Origin of the sequence: Pseudomonas sp. Choline-02u-1, assembly GCF_002836515.1 — a bacterium.
Taxonomy (GTDB): Bacteria; Pseudomonadota; Gammaproteobacteria; order Pseudomonadales; family Pseudomonadaceae; genus Aquipseudomonas.
On record NZ_PJBC01000062.1, the window covers coordinates 62,823 to 78,916 of the forward strand.

15 protein-coding genes and 1 tRNA gene are annotated in these 16,094 nt (G+C 58.4%); 5 read left to right on the forward strand and 11 right to left on the reverse strand.

Annotation, left to right across the window (positions count from 1 at the left end; translation table 11 throughout):
* Position 1 precedes the first annotated feature (1 nt).
* The 4 genes from CXF97_RS19415 to CXF97_RS19430 form a co-directional block, all read right to left on the reverse strand.
* Positions 2-979: an ABC transporter permease gene (locus CXF97_RS19415; RefSeq protein ID WP_101159973.1), complete on the reverse strand. Its 978-nt coding sequence runs from the start codon at positions 977-979 to the stop codon at positions 2-4.
* Positions 976-2,529: a sugar ABC transporter ATP-binding protein gene (locus CXF97_RS19420; RefSeq protein ID WP_101159974.1), complete on the reverse strand. Its 1,554-nt coding sequence runs from the start codon at positions 2,527-2,529 to the stop codon at positions 976-978. Before CXF97_RS19420 ends, CXF97_RS19415 begins: the two co-directional genes overlap by 4 nt.
* Positions 2,530-2,583: 54 nt before the next feature.
* Positions 2,584-3,540, reverse strand: a complete 957-nt coding sequence (locus CXF97_RS19425) for a sugar ABC transporter substrate-binding protein (protein ID WP_101159975.1) — start codon at positions 3,538-3,540, stop codon at positions 2,584-2,586.
* Positions 3,541-3,737: 197 nt separating this feature from the next.
* Positions 3,738-4,184, reverse strand: a complete 447-nt coding sequence (locus tag CXF97_RS19430; RefSeq protein WP_101159976.1) for a hypothetical protein — start codon at positions 4,182-4,184, stop codon at positions 3,738-3,740.
* Between the two features lie 337 nt (positions 4,185-4,521).
* Between CXF97_RS19430 and CXF97_RS19435 the strand changes: the two genes are divergently transcribed.
* The 3 genes from CXF97_RS19435 to CXF97_RS19445 all read left to right on the forward strand — a co-directional run bounded on the left by CXF97_RS19435 (position 4,522) and on the right by CXF97_RS19445 (position 6,770).
* Positions 4,522-5,610 (forward strand): asparaginase, encoded by a 1,089-nt coding sequence (locus tag CXF97_RS19435; RefSeq protein WP_101159977.1) that lies wholly within the window; start codon positions 4,522-4,524, stop codon positions 5,608-5,610.
* 196 nt (positions 5,611-5,806) lie between these two features.
* Positions 5,807-6,076 carry a DUF1654 domain-containing protein gene (locus CXF97_RS19440; RefSeq protein WP_101159978.1) on the forward strand — a complete coding sequence of 90 codons (270 nt, stop codon included), beginning with the start codon at positions 5,807-5,809 and terminating at the stop codon, positions 6,074-6,076.
* Positions 6,077-6,080: 4 nt separating this feature from the next.
* Positions 6,081-6,770: an endonuclease gene (locus CXF97_RS19445; RefSeq protein WP_024012402.1), complete on the forward strand. Its 690-nt coding sequence runs from the start codon at positions 6,081-6,083 to the stop codon at positions 6,768-6,770.
* 84 nt (positions 6,771-6,854) lie between these two features.
* On the opposite strand, the gene CXF97_RS19450 is transcribed toward CXF97_RS19445, so the two are convergent.
* Positions 6,855-7,220, reverse strand: a complete 366-nt coding sequence (locus CXF97_RS19450) for an SPOR domain-containing protein (RefSeq protein WP_101159979.1) — start codon at positions 7,218-7,220, stop codon at positions 6,855-6,857.
* Positions 7,221-7,470: 250 nt separating this feature from the next.
* Between CXF97_RS19450 and csrA the strand changes: the two genes are divergently transcribed.
* On the forward strand, positions 7,471-7,665 hold the full coding sequence (gene csrA, locus CXF97_RS19455; protein ID WP_003179932.1) for a carbon storage regulator CsrA: 195 nt from the start codon (positions 7,471-7,473) through the stop codon (positions 7,663-7,665).
* A 219-nt stretch (positions 7,666-7,884) separates the two neighbouring features.
* On the opposite strand, the gene CXF97_RS19460 is transcribed toward csrA, so the two are convergent.
* Positions 7,885-8,340 carry a DUF2214 family protein gene (locus CXF97_RS19460; RefSeq protein WP_101159980.1) on the reverse strand — a complete coding sequence of 152 codons (456 nt, stop codon included), beginning with the start codon at positions 8,338-8,340 and terminating at the stop codon, positions 7,885-7,887.
* A 462-nt stretch (positions 8,341-8,802) separates the two neighbouring features.
* Positions 8,803-8,879: transfer RNA gene (locus CXF97_RS19465), tRNA-Val, on the reverse strand.
* Between the two features lie 183 nt (positions 8,880-9,062).
* Between CXF97_RS19465 and CXF97_RS19470 the strand changes: the two genes are divergently transcribed.
* Positions 9,063-10,346: an FAD-binding oxidoreductase gene (locus tag CXF97_RS19470; RefSeq protein WP_101159981.1), complete on the forward strand. Its 1,284-nt coding sequence runs from the start codon at positions 9,063-9,065 to the stop codon at positions 10,344-10,346.
* 44 nt (positions 10,347-10,390) lie between these two features.
* Here CXF97_RS19470 and CXF97_RS19475 read toward each other — a convergent pair whose 3' ends face one another.
* Genes CXF97_RS19475 through CXF97_RS19490 form a run of 4 tightly spaced genes read right to left on the reverse strand, consistent with a single transcriptional unit; the run spans position 10,391 to position 15,965 of the window.
* Positions 10,391-11,362, reverse strand: a complete 972-nt coding sequence (locus tag CXF97_RS19475) for an XdhC family protein (protein WP_101159986.1) — start codon at positions 11,360-11,362, stop codon at positions 10,391-10,393.
* Between the two features lies 1 nt (position 11,363).
* Positions 11,364-12,599 (reverse strand): cytochrome c, encoded by a 1,236-nt coding sequence (locus CXF97_RS19480; protein WP_101159988.1) that lies wholly within the window; start codon positions 12,597-12,599, stop codon positions 11,364-11,366.
* Between the two features lie 2 nt (positions 12,600-12,601).
* Positions 12,602-13,141: a (2Fe-2S)-binding protein gene (locus tag CXF97_RS19485; protein ID WP_101159989.1), complete on the reverse strand. Its 540-nt coding sequence runs from the start codon at positions 13,139-13,141 to the stop codon at positions 12,602-12,604.
* Entirely contained in the window at positions 13,134-15,965 is a 2,832-nt protein-coding gene (locus CXF97_RS19490; RefSeq protein ID WP_101159991.1) for a xanthine dehydrogenase family protein molybdopterin-binding subunit, read from the reverse strand. The genes CXF97_RS19485 and CXF97_RS19490 overlap by 8 nt, the downstream gene beginning before the upstream one ends.
* Between the last annotated feature and the right edge of the window lie 129 nt (positions 15,966-16,094).

Sequence of the window (16,094 nt, forward strand, 5' to 3'; positions counted from 1 at the left end):
TTCAACCCCGGCGACTGGCGCGTTGACTGCGATAGGTGTCGAGCACCACGGCAATGACGATCACCGCACCGGTGATGATGCGCTTGGTTGGCTCAGTCGCACCAATCTGCGCGAGACCGGCTGCCAGAACGGAAATGATCAACACGCCGAAGAAAGTGCTGATCACCGAACCGCGCCCGCCCATCAGGCTGGTGCCGCCGATAACCACCGCTGCGATCACCTGCAGTTCCAGGCCCGAACCTGCGTTCGGATCAGCCGCTTCCAGACGCGAAATCTGAAACAGCGCAGCGATGCCCGCCAGCACACCCATCAGACTGAACACCAGAATCTTGTATGGTTTAGGATTGATCCCGGCCAGACGTACAGCCTCTTCGTTGGTGCCTATGCCGATCAGGTAGCGGCCAAAAACAGTACGGGTCAAAACTGCTTGCGCGATGAAAATAATCAGCAAAGCGATGATGAATGATGGGGAAATGCCGAACGCGATCGGATTCGACAGCCAGGCAAACGCATCGCCAATGTACGCAGTACGCGACCCGGTCATCTGATACGCCACACCGCGGGCCATCTCAAGCACGCCGAGGGAGACGATAAACGACGGGATTCGCCAGGCCACGGTGATCGAGCCGGTGATGGTGCCAGCCAAAGCCGCCACCGCCATGCCGAGCAGAGCCGCCGGCAAAACGCTCCAGCCCCAGCCGAGAATCGCAACGCTGACGGTCGACGCGGCCAGCGCCAGCACCGAGCCGACGGACAGGTCGATGCCGCCGATGATCAATACAAAGGTCATGCCCACCGCGAGCACCATCAGGTCAGGAATCTGGTTGGCCAGGGTGCTGAAAGTGTTGTACGAGAGGAAATGGCTGCTCAGGACCGAGAACAGCGCAATCATCGCCAGCAAGGCACCGGCCAGACCCAGATAAGTACCCAGGCCGAAAAAGTTGCCGCTACGTTTACTGGCAGAAGATGCAGTTTTCATGGGAGATCCCTAGGCGCTGCTTCGTTGAGCAACGCATCACGTTTTTGGTAGCCGGCGAATGCGGCAGCAAGCAAATCATCCTGGGTCCAGCTGTCGCGCTCGAAGGTGTCGATCAGACGCCCCGCCGAGAGCACGCCGATCCGGTCGCAGATCAGCATCAACTCGCGCAGGTCACTGGACACCACTACCAACGCCTTGCCCTGACGGGTCAATTCGCCGAGCAAGCCATAAATATCGAATTTGGCGCCGACATCGATACCGCGAGTGGGCTCGTCGAACAACAGTACTGAACAGTCGCGCTCCAGCCAGCGGCCGATCACGACCTTCTGCTGATTACCGCCAGACAGTTGCGAGACCAGTTGCGTCGGGCTCGAACTGCGGATGCGCATGGCCTCGATCTGACGCTGTGCCAGGGAGATTTCATCGCCATTGTTGACGAAGCCGCCACTGGAGATTTCAGGCATGTTGCCCAAGGCGATGTTGGCGCTGATCGACTGACTGAGCAGTAGCCCTTCGCCCTTGCGATCCTCAGTGATCAGAGCAATGCCGTTGCGCACGGCGTCGACAGGCGAGCGAACGTTTACAAGCTTCGCCGGTGAGCCGAGCGCGATGGTGCCGCTGTCGGCGGCATCGGCCCCGAAGATCAGCCGCAACAACTCCGTACGCCCTGCCCCGATCAACCCGGAAATGCCGAAAATCTCCCCGGCTCGCACTTCGAAGGAGACGTCGCGGACTTTGTCCGAACGAGTCAGGCCCGTAACCGTCAGCGCCGGAGCGCCGATCTTGCGCGGCCCCATGTCGATGTGTTCGCCCAGCTCGCGACCGACCATCAGGGTAACCAGTTGCTCGCTGTTGTAGTTGGCCATCGGCTCGACGCAGACCAGATTGCCGTCACGCAGCACGGCGATACGCTGCGCCACCCGCGCCAGTTCTTCGAGGCGGTGGGAAATGTAAATGATGGAAACGCCGCGAGCCTGCAAACGCGTGATCTGCTCGAAGAGCATTTCGACTTCGCGCGCCGTGAGCATCGCCGTGGGCTCATCGAGGATCAGTACGTGGCAATCGCCGATCAGGTTACGCGCGATTTCGACCATCTGTTGATGACCGATACCCAGCTCACCGACCAGCGTGTCCGGGTCGATTGCGTCGAGGCCGACTTGCGCCATGGCTTCGATCGCCGCCTTGCGCAGTTGCTTGCGGCTGATCCAGCCAGCGCTGCTCGGCAAATTATCCAGAAACAGGTTTTCCGCCACCGAAAGCGTCGGCAACAGATTGAGTTCTTGCATGACCATGCGCACGCCAAGCTCTTCTGCCTGGGTACGGCTGCCCGGACGGTAGTCCTTGCCCTGAAATTGCATCTGGCCGGTTGTAGGCGTAACCAGACCGCCAATGATCTTCGACAGGGTACTTTTGCCGGCACCATTCTCGCCGGTCAGCGCCAGTACTTCACCGCGCATCAGCGTCAGATCGATGCCGGTGAGCACCGGTTGCGCATAGGTCTTGCCGATACCGCTGACCGAGAGGACAGCGTTCGGGGCGGAAACTGACATAGAAATCTCCATGCGCTCGCCCGAACGGACGAGCGCCATTGTGTCGCAGATGACTTACTGGGTGACCAGCTCGACCGGTGTTTCGATCACGCCGTTGGCACCGCTGTCGACTTTTTCGCCTTTGATGATCTTCAGTGCGGTTTCGATGCCGAATACGGCCTGCTTGGCTGCAAACTGGTCAGCCGTCGCCAGCACACGACCGTCCTTGAGCATTGGTTTGATGGCATTGATGTTGTCGTAACCTACGACCTGAACCTGGCCAGCCCCACCGGCGGCGCGGACTGCGGAAACGGCGCCGACTGCCATGCTGTCGTTACCGGCAAGCAGTGCCTTGATCTGTGGATACTCGCTGAGCATCGAGGAGGCAACCTGGTTGCCCTTGTTGATTTCCCAATCACCGGATTGCAGCGAGACTACTTTGATCTGCGCGGCTTCCATCGCATCCTTGAACCCGGCCGTACGCGCCTGCGCGTTGGTGGTGGTGGACACACCTTCGATGATGCCGACTTCGTCGCCCGCCTTCAGTTGCTTGGCCAGATATTCACCAACCAGGCGTGCACCCTTGCGGTTGTCCGGACCTACGAAAGGCACATTGATGTTTTTGCTTTTGACCACGGCCGGGTCGAGCTGGTTGTCGATGTTGATCACCGTGATACCGGCGTCAACGGCCTTTTTGATTACGGGCACCATGGCCTTCGAGTCAGCCGGCGCGATCACCAGAGCATCGACTTTCGAGACGATCATCTGTTCGACGATACGGATCTGGTTGGCAGTGTCGGTTTCGTCCTTGATGCCGTTGGACACCAGATCGAAATCGGCGGAGTGTTCTTTCTGGTAGGCCTTGGCGCCGTCTTCCATGGTCAGCAAGAATTCGTTGGCCAGAGATTTCATGACCAGCGCGACTTTGGGTTTTTCCGGGGACTCGGCGAATGCCGAGGAGACAGGTAGTGCAGCGGCTGTAGTAGCCAGCATAGCGACAGCAAGAAGACGTGCGGCGAAGGGCAGCTTCATGGATTCACTCCGATCTTATGATTATTGTGAGCAACGTTTGCGCTGACGTAAGCTACATCACGGCTGCATGGGCGTCCGACCCGCTAAAGCCGCGCAAACGTTTGCGTAGATCGAACTATGGGAATCCCGCCGACATTTGTCAATAATCAGAAATCGTCATTTATCGCAGGGCTAATTGCCGATTGGCCCCATCGACATCATGCGGTGGTGTTGACCAGGCCACCACTGGCGCCCTTGGACATTTCCTTCACCAGTGCACCGGCGACTTCCATCATTGCCGCGCTGGTCTGCGCGATCTGCCCCTGAATGGACATAACTGCCTGGGCCTTGGCTTCGGGCGTTGGATAGCGTGCAGCCTGCGCTGCTGCCAGTTGCTGCTGCTGTTCCTGAAGCTGTTTCTGCAGTTCCTGCATGCGCTTGAGCAGTGTTTTAACGGCGACGCTCTGATTCCCGTCGCTCTCGGCCTTGCTGTCCTCCTGAACAGGACCGCCACCGGTTCTGACCTGATTTTTTTCAGTCTTCTCGGTACCCAGCGCCTGACTCGATGCCTCATTGGTCGCGTCGTTCAGGGTGGTGATCGTCGCTGCAGTTTTACCGCCGATGATGACTGCAGCAGGATTGGCAAAACCGACCGTCAGTGACATGTGAGCTCCTAAGATTTGGTTTCCTTGAGGACGCATCGGCCTGAAGGCACATTTCTTTAGCGGTAATTTGTCACGCGGCCGGCAATTCAAAATATTGCCTATCGGCGAGCCGAACAAGAATCCGCCTGTTGTTCGGAATCCCGGATGGACGAGCCCGCAGCAAGACCCTGACCCTCGACAAATGTTGATGTAAATCATCGAGTTAAACATTTTCCGCTGGCACATTACGCATGGTATGAATCCTGCTCTCCTCCCTACACCTCAAGCGTTCAGATCGGCTTGGGGCGCATCTAGATGAACCTGCACCAGCACCGTCTCACAACTAGAGAGAAAAATAATGAAATCTGCTTTCAATACCTTTATTCCGGGCGCATTGGCCCTCCTCCTGCTCCTGCCCACTGCCATTCAGGCAAAAGAAGTCGAAACCCAGACCAAACTGGCCAACGTCGTTGTCCTGGCCACGGGCGGCACCATCGCCGGCGCCGGCGCGAGTGCCGCAAACAGCGCCACCTATCAGGCAGCGAAAGTCGGCGTCGAACAACTGATCGCCGGCATTCCCGAGTTGAGCAAACTGGCCAACGTACGTGGCGAACAAGTGATGCAGATCGCTTCGGAAAGCATCACCAATGACAACCTGCTGCAATTGGGTCGTCGCGTTTCGGAACTGGCTGACAGCAAGGACGTCGACGGTATCGTCATCACCCACGGCACCGACACTCTCGAAGAAACTGCGTACTTCCTGAATCTGGTCGAGAAGACAGACAAGCCGATCATCGTCGTCGGCTCGATGCGTCCAGGCACTGCGATGTCGGCGGACGGCATGCTCAACCTGTATAACGCCGTCGCCGTAGCAAGCAGCAAAGAAGCGCGCGGCAAAGGCGTGCTGGTTACCATGAACGACGAGATCCAGTCCGGTCGCGACGTCAGCAAAATGATCAACATCAAGACCGAAGCGTTCAAAAGCGCCTGGGGTCCGCTGGGCATGGTGGTCGAAGGCAAATCCTACTGGTTCCGCATGCCGGCCAAGCGTCACACCATGGACTCGGAATTCGACATCAAGGACATCAAAAGCCTGCCTGATGTAGAAATCGCCTACTCCTACGGCAATGTCAGCGATACCGCTTACAAGGCACTAGCGCAATCTGGTGCCAAAGCCATCATCCACGCCGGCACTGGCAACGGCTCGGTCTCCTCCCGCGTGGTTCCGTCCCTGCAAGCACTGCGCAAGGATGGCGTACAGATCATTCGTTCGTCCCACGTCAACGCCGGCGGTTTTGTCCTGCGTAACGCCGAACAGCCTGACGACAAATACGACTGGGTTGTCGCTCACGATCTGAACCCGCAAAAAGCCCGCATCCTGGCAATGGTCGCGCTGACCAAGACCAACGACAGCAAAGAACTGCAACGGATGTTCTGGGAATACTGATTGATCTTCGCCTGATCAGTCCTTGATCAGGCAATTGCTCACCACCTGCCGGACTTGGCAGGTGGTGCCTCGCTTACACCCTCAAGCATTTCTCCCACGAAAACTCGCCAAGCCTTACACCAAAATCGGAAACCTGGTGTCAGAGGATTTTCTTGAATTTTAAGCGGTTGCGAAATTGCTTACAGTTAAATACTGTATGCACGTACAGCTTAATAAGGATAACCTCGTGGTCACCTCTCCTGCTGCTCCTGACGCTTACGAACGCATGGGTATGCGCGTTCAGAAAATCATCAATTCCCCCACCGCGCAAAAGGCCAAAGCCGCACTGATTTTCCGTTTACCGGATGAGCCGATGGATGACTGGGAGCGCCTGCTCGAGGAGATCGACGAGAACGACAACGTCACCCTCGCTTATCGCGATGACGGTGGCGTGCAGATTTTTTGGGTTGTGCCGAAGGAAGATTGATTCAATGAGTGTCCGCTGTGTTGCTTTGCTGTTGTTGTTTTTCGCCATGGGCGCCCAGGCTGGCGCCCCACGAACCTTTTCGGAAGCCAAGAAAGCCGCGTGGAAACTTTATGCTCCGCAGTCAACCGAGTTTTACTGCGGCTGCAAGTACACCGGCAACAAGGTCGATTTGAAAGCTTGCGGTTACGTGCCGCGCAAGAACGCCAAGCGCGCTTCAAGAATCGAGTGGGAGCACATCGTGCCGGCCTGGCAGATCGGTCACCAGCGACAATGCTGGCAGCAAGGCGGACGCAAGAACTGCACACGCTACGATCCGGTGTATCAAAAAGCCGAAGCTGACTTGCACAACCTGGTGCCGAGCATTGGGGAGGTCAACGGCGACCGCAGTAACTTCAGCTACGGCTGGCTGCCGGTGCAATCCGGCCAGTATGGATCCTGCCTGACTCAGGTCGACTTCAAGGCCAAGAAGGTCATGCCCCGCCCTTCGATTCGCGGCATGATAGCCCGTACGTATTTTTATATGAGCAAACAATACGGGTTGCGTCTGTCGAAGCAGGATAGGCAGTTGTACGAAGCGTGGGACAAGACTTACCCGGTGCAGGATTGGGAGCGCCAGCGCAACCAAAGCGTGGCGTGCGTGATGGGGCGCGGCAATGAATTTGTCGGCTCGGTGAATCTGAAAGCCTGCGGCTGATCGCAGCACAAATACAAAGGCCTCGAGCGTTATGCTCGAGGCCTTTTTCATGTCCGTGTCTCAGCTGTGTTGAAGGCGCGTCGTTTATGGCGTGAGCGGATGCTCAATCACCACCGATTCAATATTTTGTTTCTTGGCTTTTACCAATGCTGCATCCACCTGCACCTTGCGCGCCTCGGCGTCAGCCTGGGAGTTGAACGGACCGATCAGAATTCGTGTTTTACCGCTGCCATCCTTGACGACTGTCGGAACGAAAGCGTGCTCGATCAACCAGCCGCTCAGATCACTGACCGCCTGAGGGGTTTCACCACGCACTTCCAGATCCCACTGGGGCGCAGCGGCCGCCGACGCTGCCGCGACCTTCGCCTCAGGCTTGGGCGCATCTACATTCTTGCCTTCACCGCAGCCTGCCAATGCCAGTGCCGCTACCAGCCAAACCAATTTGCGCACAACGCTTTCCTCGGAATTCGTAAAGCGGCGATCTTATCATTCATAAATACTTCGCGAGCCCCGCAAAATGGGCACAAAACAACGAGAATGATGATTGCAGCCTCTGTATAGTTACGCCCTGGGAATTAATGTCGCATCTGCGCGTCAGAAAGAGGCACCCAAACCGTGAGACTTCGCACTAATCTATAGATACCACCGACCTCTGCACTGTCTGAATCAGGTGCCCTACAAAGCAATCAAGGAGAAGACCATGCTGATACTCACCCGCAAAGTCGGTGAAAGCATAAACATTGGTGATGACATCACGATCACCATCCTCGGAGTCAGCGGCCAACAGGTGCGCATCGGCATCAACGCTCCGAAAAACGTGGCAGTGCACCGTGAAGAAATTTACCAACGCATCCAGGCCGGCCTTACCGCTCCGGACAAGCCGCAAACGCCCTGAGCCACACCGCCTCACGTAGCCAGTCCTTTTGCCCCTGCGCAAGACTGGCTAAAGATTCACGCGCCGTTTAGCCATCCGCATTCCACACCGCTGGGCACGGCGCCTGAAGCATGCTGACTTTCCTCGCTTGCCCACTTTTCCCCCCTTGCGCCGATGTTACCTTTCACTCCCGAAGCTGGCTGTCGGACGTTTCTGATAGAGCGCGGAGAATTTCGCCTTCTAAGCAAATACCACTCCGCGCGCCATGCCTGTCGCGGCGACCATCATCAACATCAGAAGCAGCGCCTCAACGTGACTGATGCGCGCGTACAATTTCCCCAGTCCGATATCAGGCGCCGTACCGCGCGATGTCGCGATGCGCCATTTGATCAGAGTGATCATCGGTGCAAGCTCTAGCAGAAGAATCAGCACCAACAGTGTCATCTTAAGGTGGAACAGCGGTTGGTGAAGGTAATAGTCAGAGCCTTTCTCGTAGCCACCAAAGGCACGCATCGCTCCCGTGATCAGCAGCGTCAAAGCTGAAAGCCCCCACAGGTTATCCGCGAGCAAAATACGCTTCACGCCCCCTGCATCCACCGAGAGCTGACTTAAAGCTCTGCCGCGCGTCAGCACCGCCCAGAAAGCCAAAGCAAACGCGAATAGATGAACAGCCGCAAGAACCCAGTGACTCAGCATCGACACACCCCTCTGAAAGAACTGAAAATCGGCCAGTCAGTAGTAGACGAAAAGATCACGCCTCGCTCGGAGGTGAAGAAGGGATGGATGCCAAAGCCAAATCGCAGGCAAAAAAAATCCCAAGCAGCTGATGGAAGCTTGGGATTTAAAAATGCATAAACCGTGGTGGTGAACGCGGGGTGAATGTTACTTAAATTCACAATACGCGACAAGACCTTTTCCGATAACCGGTTGGAGAAAAAGAACTGTAAGCCTTTAAATATTCAGGTTTTTTCCAAGACGGACTCGAATCAATGCGCACCAAAATGGCGCTTGATCATTTAGCCGATACAGTACTGAATGCAGAGCTGACAGAGCGAGGCGACATTTACTGGAAACAACGCGAGCGCAAATCCAAGACAACAAAAAAGGGCCCACCTTTCGGTGAGCCCTTCTAGACCGCCCAGCAGAGCGGATTTTGTTTGGTAGGCGCGATTGGACTCGAACCAACGACCCCCACCATGTCAAGGTGGTGCTCTAACCAACTGAGCTACGTGCCTGCTGTGAGGCGGCATTCTACGGAATTCCGGAGGGGTGTCAACACCTTTTTTTCACCTAACCCTATGAATATGCAAAATATTTAATTCCGGCTCAGCAAAGAACATTTTCCGGTGGCTGGCGGAGGTTTTTCAACTCGGGTAGGATCGGCGCACTCGTAAAATATATTAAACAGAGGCGGCAGGATGGCGAACACCCAATACCCAGAGTCTTATTACGCTGCGTCGGCCAATGCCGTGCCGCCACGTCCTGTGCTGCAGGATGACGTGGAGACGGACGTCTGTGTGATCGGTGCCGGGTATACCGGGCTGTCCTCCGCTTTGTTTCTGCTGGAGAACGGTTTTCGCGTAACGGTACTGGAAGCGGCCAAGGTCGGTTTTGGTGCGTCGGGGCGCAATGGTGGGCAGATCGTCAATAGCTATAGCCGCGACATTGATGTAATCGAACGCACCGTGGGGCCCAAGCAAGCGCGACTGCTGGGTGAAATGGCCTTTGAAGGCGGCCGCATCATTCGCGAGCGCGTTGCCAAATACGATATCCAGTGCGACCTGAAAGACGGTGGCGTGTTCGCCGCCCTTTCCGCCAAACAAATGGGTCACCTTGAATCGCAGAAACGGCTGTGGGAACGCTTTGGCCACACGCAGCTGGAGCTCATGGACGAGCGCCGCATCCGTGAAGTCGTTGGCTGCGAACAATACGTCGGTGGCATGCTCGATATGAGCGGCGGCCATATCCATCCGCTGAATCTGGCGCTCGGTGAAGCGGCGGCAGTCGAGTCTCTCGGCGGCACCCTCTACGAGCAATCACCTGCCGTGCGCATCGAGCGCGGCGCCAATCCGGTTGTGCATACACCGCAAGGCAAGGTCAGGGCCAAGTTCATCATCGTCGCCGGCAATGCCTATCTCGGCAATCTGGTACCGGAACTGGCGGCCAAGTCGATGCCGTGTGGCACTCAGGTGATCACCACCGAGCCACTGGGCGATGAGCTGGCGAAGGCGTTATTGCCGCAGGATTACTGCGTGGAGGACTGCAACTATCTCCTCGACTACTACCGCCTGACCGCCGACAAGCGCTTGATCTTCGGCGGCGGCGTGGTTTATGGCGCGCGCGATCCGGCGAACATCGAAGCGATCATCCGCCCGAAGATGCTTAAAGCCTTCCCGCAACTCAAGGATGTGAAGATCGACTACGCCTGGACCGGCAACTTCCTGCTGACTCTGTCGCGGTTACCGCAGGTCGGGCGCCTGGGCGACAACATCTATTACTCGCAGGGCTGCAGCGGTCACGGCGTCACCTACACGCACTTGGCGGGCAAGGTCCTCGCCGAAGCGTTGCGAGGTCAGGCGGAGCGTTTCGATGCCTTTGCCGACCTGCCGCACTACCCCTTCCCCGGCGGGCAGTTGCTGCGCACACCGTTCGCCGCGCTGGGCGCCTGGTATTACGGCCTGCGCGATAAATTCGGGATGTAAAAAAGGGCCGCAAATAGCGGCCCTTTTCATTTTACGTACACACTTCAAAGCTGATACCGAGCGATCCCGCTGCGAATCCGCAGGATATCTGCCAACACCGCCAGCGCAATTTCCGCCGGCGTCTTGCTGCCGAGATTGAGACCGATCGGCGCATGAATCCGCGCCAGCTCAGCCTCACTCAATCCACCAATGCGCTTTAAGCGCTCGAAACGTTTTTGCGACGTCTGCAGCGATCCCATCACACCAATGTAAAACGCCTCGGTGCGCACCGCCTCCATCATCGCCAGATCGTCGATACGCGGATCGTGGGTCAGCGCCACCACGGCTGTATCGCGATGGCAACCACCGTCGGCAATGAACACCGAAGGCAACTGCCGACGGATTTCCACGCCATTGAGCACCACACCTTCGAGGACTTCATCGCGCGGATCGCAGAGAATCACTTCGAAGCCGAGCCCAACTGCGAACTCGGCGCACGCCTGCGCCACACTGGAGTAGCCGGCCAACAACAAACGCTGCGCTGCGCCAATACGAATGCGCACCCGATCGATCTCACGCTTGATCCGTGCGCCCTGCTCGCGATCAGCAAAAATAGCGCGCGCACCGCTGGCCAAACCGACCTCGCGAATCACACGACGCTGCCCCTGCAGCGCCGACTCCAGTTCACGCAGATGCGCCTGCACCTCGCAGTCGGCGTCAAGTTTCTCCACCAGCACGTCGAGAATGCCACCGCAAGGCAAACTGACCCGCGAGCGCGGATCATCGCCTTCGCCGTAACGCACAACGCAGATCGTTTCGAGAAACGCACCTTCGGCGACGCGCTCAAGAAAATCCTCCTCGACGCAACCGCCCGACAGCGAACCGATCCACTGCCCGCCCTCGTTTACCGCCAGCAGCGAACCCGGCGCGCGCGGTGCCGAGCCATAGGTGCTCAGCACGGTGCACAGCCAGATGCGCTGTCCCGCTACCGACCACTGCAACGCCCGGCGCACCACTTGCAGATCGAGATACTGCATATCAGTGGGCCTTGTGCTCGGCGCTCGGCGCGTCGGCTTGCAGCTTCTGCACGTCACTCACCGCCAGCTCAGCACTCTGGCCACCCCAACCCTGACGCAGGTAGTTGAGCAGATCAGTCAATTGCTCAGGACTGAGCTTGTCGGCGAAACCCGGCATCGGTTGCATGCGCTCGAACCCGGAGAATTTCTGTTCGCCGATGCCGTCTTCGATCACTCGCAACAGGTTGCGCGGATCTTCCAGGCGCAACGTGGTGTTGCCGCGCATGGCCACGGCGATGTGCGACTTGCCTTCACCGCCAGCGGCGTGGCAACCGGCGCAGACGTTCAGGTATTCTTGGCGGCCGCGCTGAGCGCTTGCGCTGAGCTTGTCCAAGGACACCTCGACGAGCTCCTTGGCTGGCGGCGGTTGCTCGCCGAGCAGGAACGTCGCCATGGCCGCCAGATCAGCATCGCTCAGACCTTGAGTGCTGTTGTGAAACACCGGGAACATTTCGTTGAACATCGTCCCTTGCGCGCTCATGCCATGCTTCAGAAACGTGCTCAGATCCTGCTGATTCCAGCCGCGCGCGGCCAAGTCGGTGGCCAGCAGGCTCGGCGCCAGATAACCATTGAGGATGCCGCCGGTCATCCGCTTGTCCATCTGCATCGCGCCCGGCAGGCCGCGTGGCGTATGGCATTCGCCGCAGTGACCGAGAACATCGACCATGTATTGGCCGCGCTTCCACGCCTCACTTTTGCCTTCGGCCGGCTCCAGCTTGACGTCTTTGCCGTAGAGCATGTTCCAGCCGGTCAGGCCCAGACGCACGTTGAACGGAAAGCTCAGGCTGGTCACCGGCGCGGCGCGCTCGATCGGCTCGATGGTTTTCAGATACGCGTGAATCGCATCGGAATCGGCGCGCGGCATAAGGTGATACGAGGTGTACGGCATCGCCGGATACAGATTCGCACCGTCGCGCCGTTTACCTTCGGTTAGCGCAGCGAAGAACTCGTCATCGCTGTACAGACCGATGCCGTGCTCTTTGCTCGGGGTGATGTTGGTGCCGTAGATCGTGCCGAATGGCGAGACGATCGGCAGGCCGCCGGCGTACGGCGCGCCACCCGGTGCGGTGTGGCAGGCCATGCAGTCGGCGGCGCGGGCGAGGTATTCGCCGCGCTTGACCTGATCGTCGGCGTGCGCCCCCAACAGCGGCGCAGCCATTGCGACAGCAAAAGCCAGGCGGGTCAGTAAATGCTTCATGCTCAACCCTCCTTGACCAAGCCGAGATCGGTCAGCACGTTGCGCGTCGCGTTGTAATAACGCACGTAGCCGGTGCAGCGGCAGACGTGATGGCCAAGACTGTCCTCGATGACTTGCTCCAGCTGACTTTTGACGATCGGCTGACGCTGCAGCTTCTCGACCAGCACGGTCGCAGCGTTGACGAAACCCGGTGCGCAGTAGCTGCACTGGAAGGCGAACTCGTCGACGAAGCGCTGCTGGATCGGGTTCAGCTCGGTGACCTGGCCTTGCTCGTCGCGACTGGCGTGACCTTCGATGGTGCGAACTTTCTTACCCTCGAAGTAATGCGCGCCGGTAATGCAGGTACGCACCTCCTCGCTGGTGCCGTCCGGGTTGTCGACGATCACTACGCAGGCGTGGCAGATGCCCTGGCCACAGCCCAGACGCGAGCCGGTGAGGTTTTTGTATTCGTGCAGGTAGTCGATCATCGGCAGGTCATCAGGGATGTCCACCGGGCCGACGGATTGACCGTTGAGGGTCAGTTGAAGCGGACGGTTAGCCATTGAGGGCCTCCTTGATGCGCGCAGCGGTGATAGGCAAGTCCCGAACACGTTTACCGATGGCGTGCGCCACGGCGTTACCGATGGCACCGACAATCGGGATCATCACCACTTCGGCGATGCCTTTGGACGGATCGCTCGGTGACAGCGGCGGCAGAATTTCCGCGGTCTGCTTCCACACCGCAACGTGACGGGCCATCGGCAGACGGTAACGGTTGAAGTTCCAGTCACCCTCCCCCGGCCCGCCTTCATAAAGCGGCATCTCCTCCATCAGCGCGTGACCGATACCCATGGCGATGCCACCTTCGAGCTGGCCCTTGACCAGCTCTTCAACCAGCACACGACCGCACTCGATCCATGAGTGGTGGTTGAGCACCTGAACTTCCGCCGAACCCTTGTTGACCTTCAGCTCGACCAGGGTGGCGACAGGGCTGTAATAGGTCACCGCTGCGTTGTTCAACTGCACAACCGGGTAACTGACGTTCTGCCGATCAAGCAAATGGAAGCCTGCGCTGTTCATTTGCGCTTTCTTGGCTTGCGGCGCGCCATCGCCGTATTTCACTGCCAGACCGTCGAGCGGCAGGCGCTCGCGCACGCCGTCGATGCTGTACTCGGCCTCGGCCCAGCTCCAGCGGTTAAAACCGTGCACCGTGGCGCCGGTCACCAGACCGCGCTCGTGGGCGCGCTTGGCCAACTCTTCGAAGCTCAGCGGCTGCATACCGTTGGCAGTGAGTTTGCCATCGACCCAATGCGCATCTTCGCGACGGACCACATAAGGGTTGGCCTGGCCGCCATACGGGCCCTGACGCCAGATCTCCAACGCCGCCGGCCACAGACCGTGATTGAACAGCACACGCGCCGCTTCACGGGTCGCATGGCTGAAGTAATAGGCGGAGTTGGTCGCCGACGAGGCCGAAGCCAGCTTGCCCACCCAGCGCGGATTGCGCAGCAGATTGTCCTGCTCGGCCTGGCTCATGATGTACGGGTTGCCGCTGGTGATCAGCTGCATTTCCTTCCATTCGGTTTCGCCAGTCTTCACATCATGCGCCGGGCTGCCGAGAAAATCGGCGACGACCAAGGCTTGCGAGGTGGACATGCCGGTGCCAATTTCGATGCCGATGTGACGCAGGGTGATACGGCCGTCAGCGGTGAATTGGATGCTGGCCATCGGCGCTTCGGAACCGGTGCCGAAGTCTTTCTGGCAGATGGCGAAACCAACGCCGTACCAGTTATCCGGATCTGCCGCTTCACGTTGCTGCTTGATCGCGTCGCGGTTTTTCCAGACCTCATGCACCGAGGCCTTGTCGAGAATTTCGTGCAGGCGCAGTGCACCGGCCGGGATCGCGCCCTGGGTATTTTTCATCCCCGAACGCAAGGCGTTCCGACGGCGCAAATCGATGGCGTCGACACCCAGGCGATTGGCGATCTCGTCGACCATCATTTCGGTCGCTGCCATGCTTTGCAGGGTGCCGTAACCGCGCATCGAACCCGCCTCGACCGCGCGCGAGTGATACGCCGTAACCTGCAGATCGTTCTGCGGCATGTAGTAGATCGACTGCGCCGCAGTGGCACCAACTGCTGCCACAGATGGGCTGTAGTTGACCCGACCGCCACCGTCGACGCTCATTTCAGCGCGGAAAATCTTGAAGGTGTAATCGTTCTTGTCCACCGCCAACTGGTAGCGGATATCGAACGGGTGACGCTTGATGCCGCTCTGGAACTGCTCGTAGCGGTCGTTGGCCAGACGCACCGGCACACCGGCGCCGTACAGCGCGGCCAAGGCTGCGTAGTAGACAAAGATGTTGTGGTCTTTGGAGCCGTACCCGACGGTGTAGCCCGGGTGCATGTTCAGATTGGCCAGGCCAAAACGCGACGGCCCGATCATCTTCGCGGTTTCGGTCGCGACTTCTAGCGGGCACTGGGTCGCCACAACGAAATGCAGTGTCTTGGTCTTCGGGTCGTACCAGCCGTTGCCGTTGTCCGGCTCGAGGGCAGCCGGTTCGATCGACGGGGTTTTGTAGCGCTCGTCGAACACCAGCCAGTTGTCCGGCGGCGTGTCGATTTCCTGCTTCATGCGGTCGGCGTAAAACAGCCCGCGCTCGGTGAGATTACCGTGCAGGTTCGGCGATGCATTCCACACCGGACGGCGGTTCTTCAGCATCGGGAACAGGATCGAGTCCTTGAGACTGGCGAACTCGTCCTCATCGGCAGAAGTCGCACCGCCGACGCGCACGTAGCGGAAACTGCCGTAGGGATCACCTTCGTAAAACGGCACCTTGGCACCGTAACGAATCGCTTTGTCGTTGAATTTGAGTTGATTCTTGGCCTGACGGAAACGCTCGAAATCGTTCCAGATCAGAATCGCCACCGGGTGACCGATGAACATCGGCACTTTGCCTTGCGGCAGCAATGGATCGGGAGCGTGCTCTTCAGGAAAGACGATACCGTCCTTGTCCAGGTCGGCAGCGGTGACGATGCGGTCCGGCTGCAGATCAGCGCCGAGCCACGACAAGTCGTAGCCTGCGTAAATGCGGTCGGCCTTGATGGTTTTCAGCAGCATGGCGTGACCTTGTTGCTCAGGCCAGCCGGGCATGTCCTTGGCGCGGATGTCGCGAGCGAAGACTTTGCTCCCGCAGACCTTGGAAAGGGCGTCGTTGCGTTGACGCGCCTTGCCGTTATTGCCGAGCCATTTCTCGGACGGCACGGTGACGCTGTTTTCCATCAAGGCAGCCAGCGCCTGACTGCTGAGCGGCGTAAGCGTAACGCTCACACCCGCCACCAGCCCGCCCTGAAGGAACGAGCGCCGGGATATTTCACGGTTGGACATGGATCATCCTCTGGACGGTTATAGGTCCGCCCTTGTGGTTATGTACTGGGGATCTCGAGTCGTGCAGAAGCTCTTTCTGGCGAAGCAAAGAGCTGTGTTGACAGTGCAAAGCTGACCGAAAGGTTAACT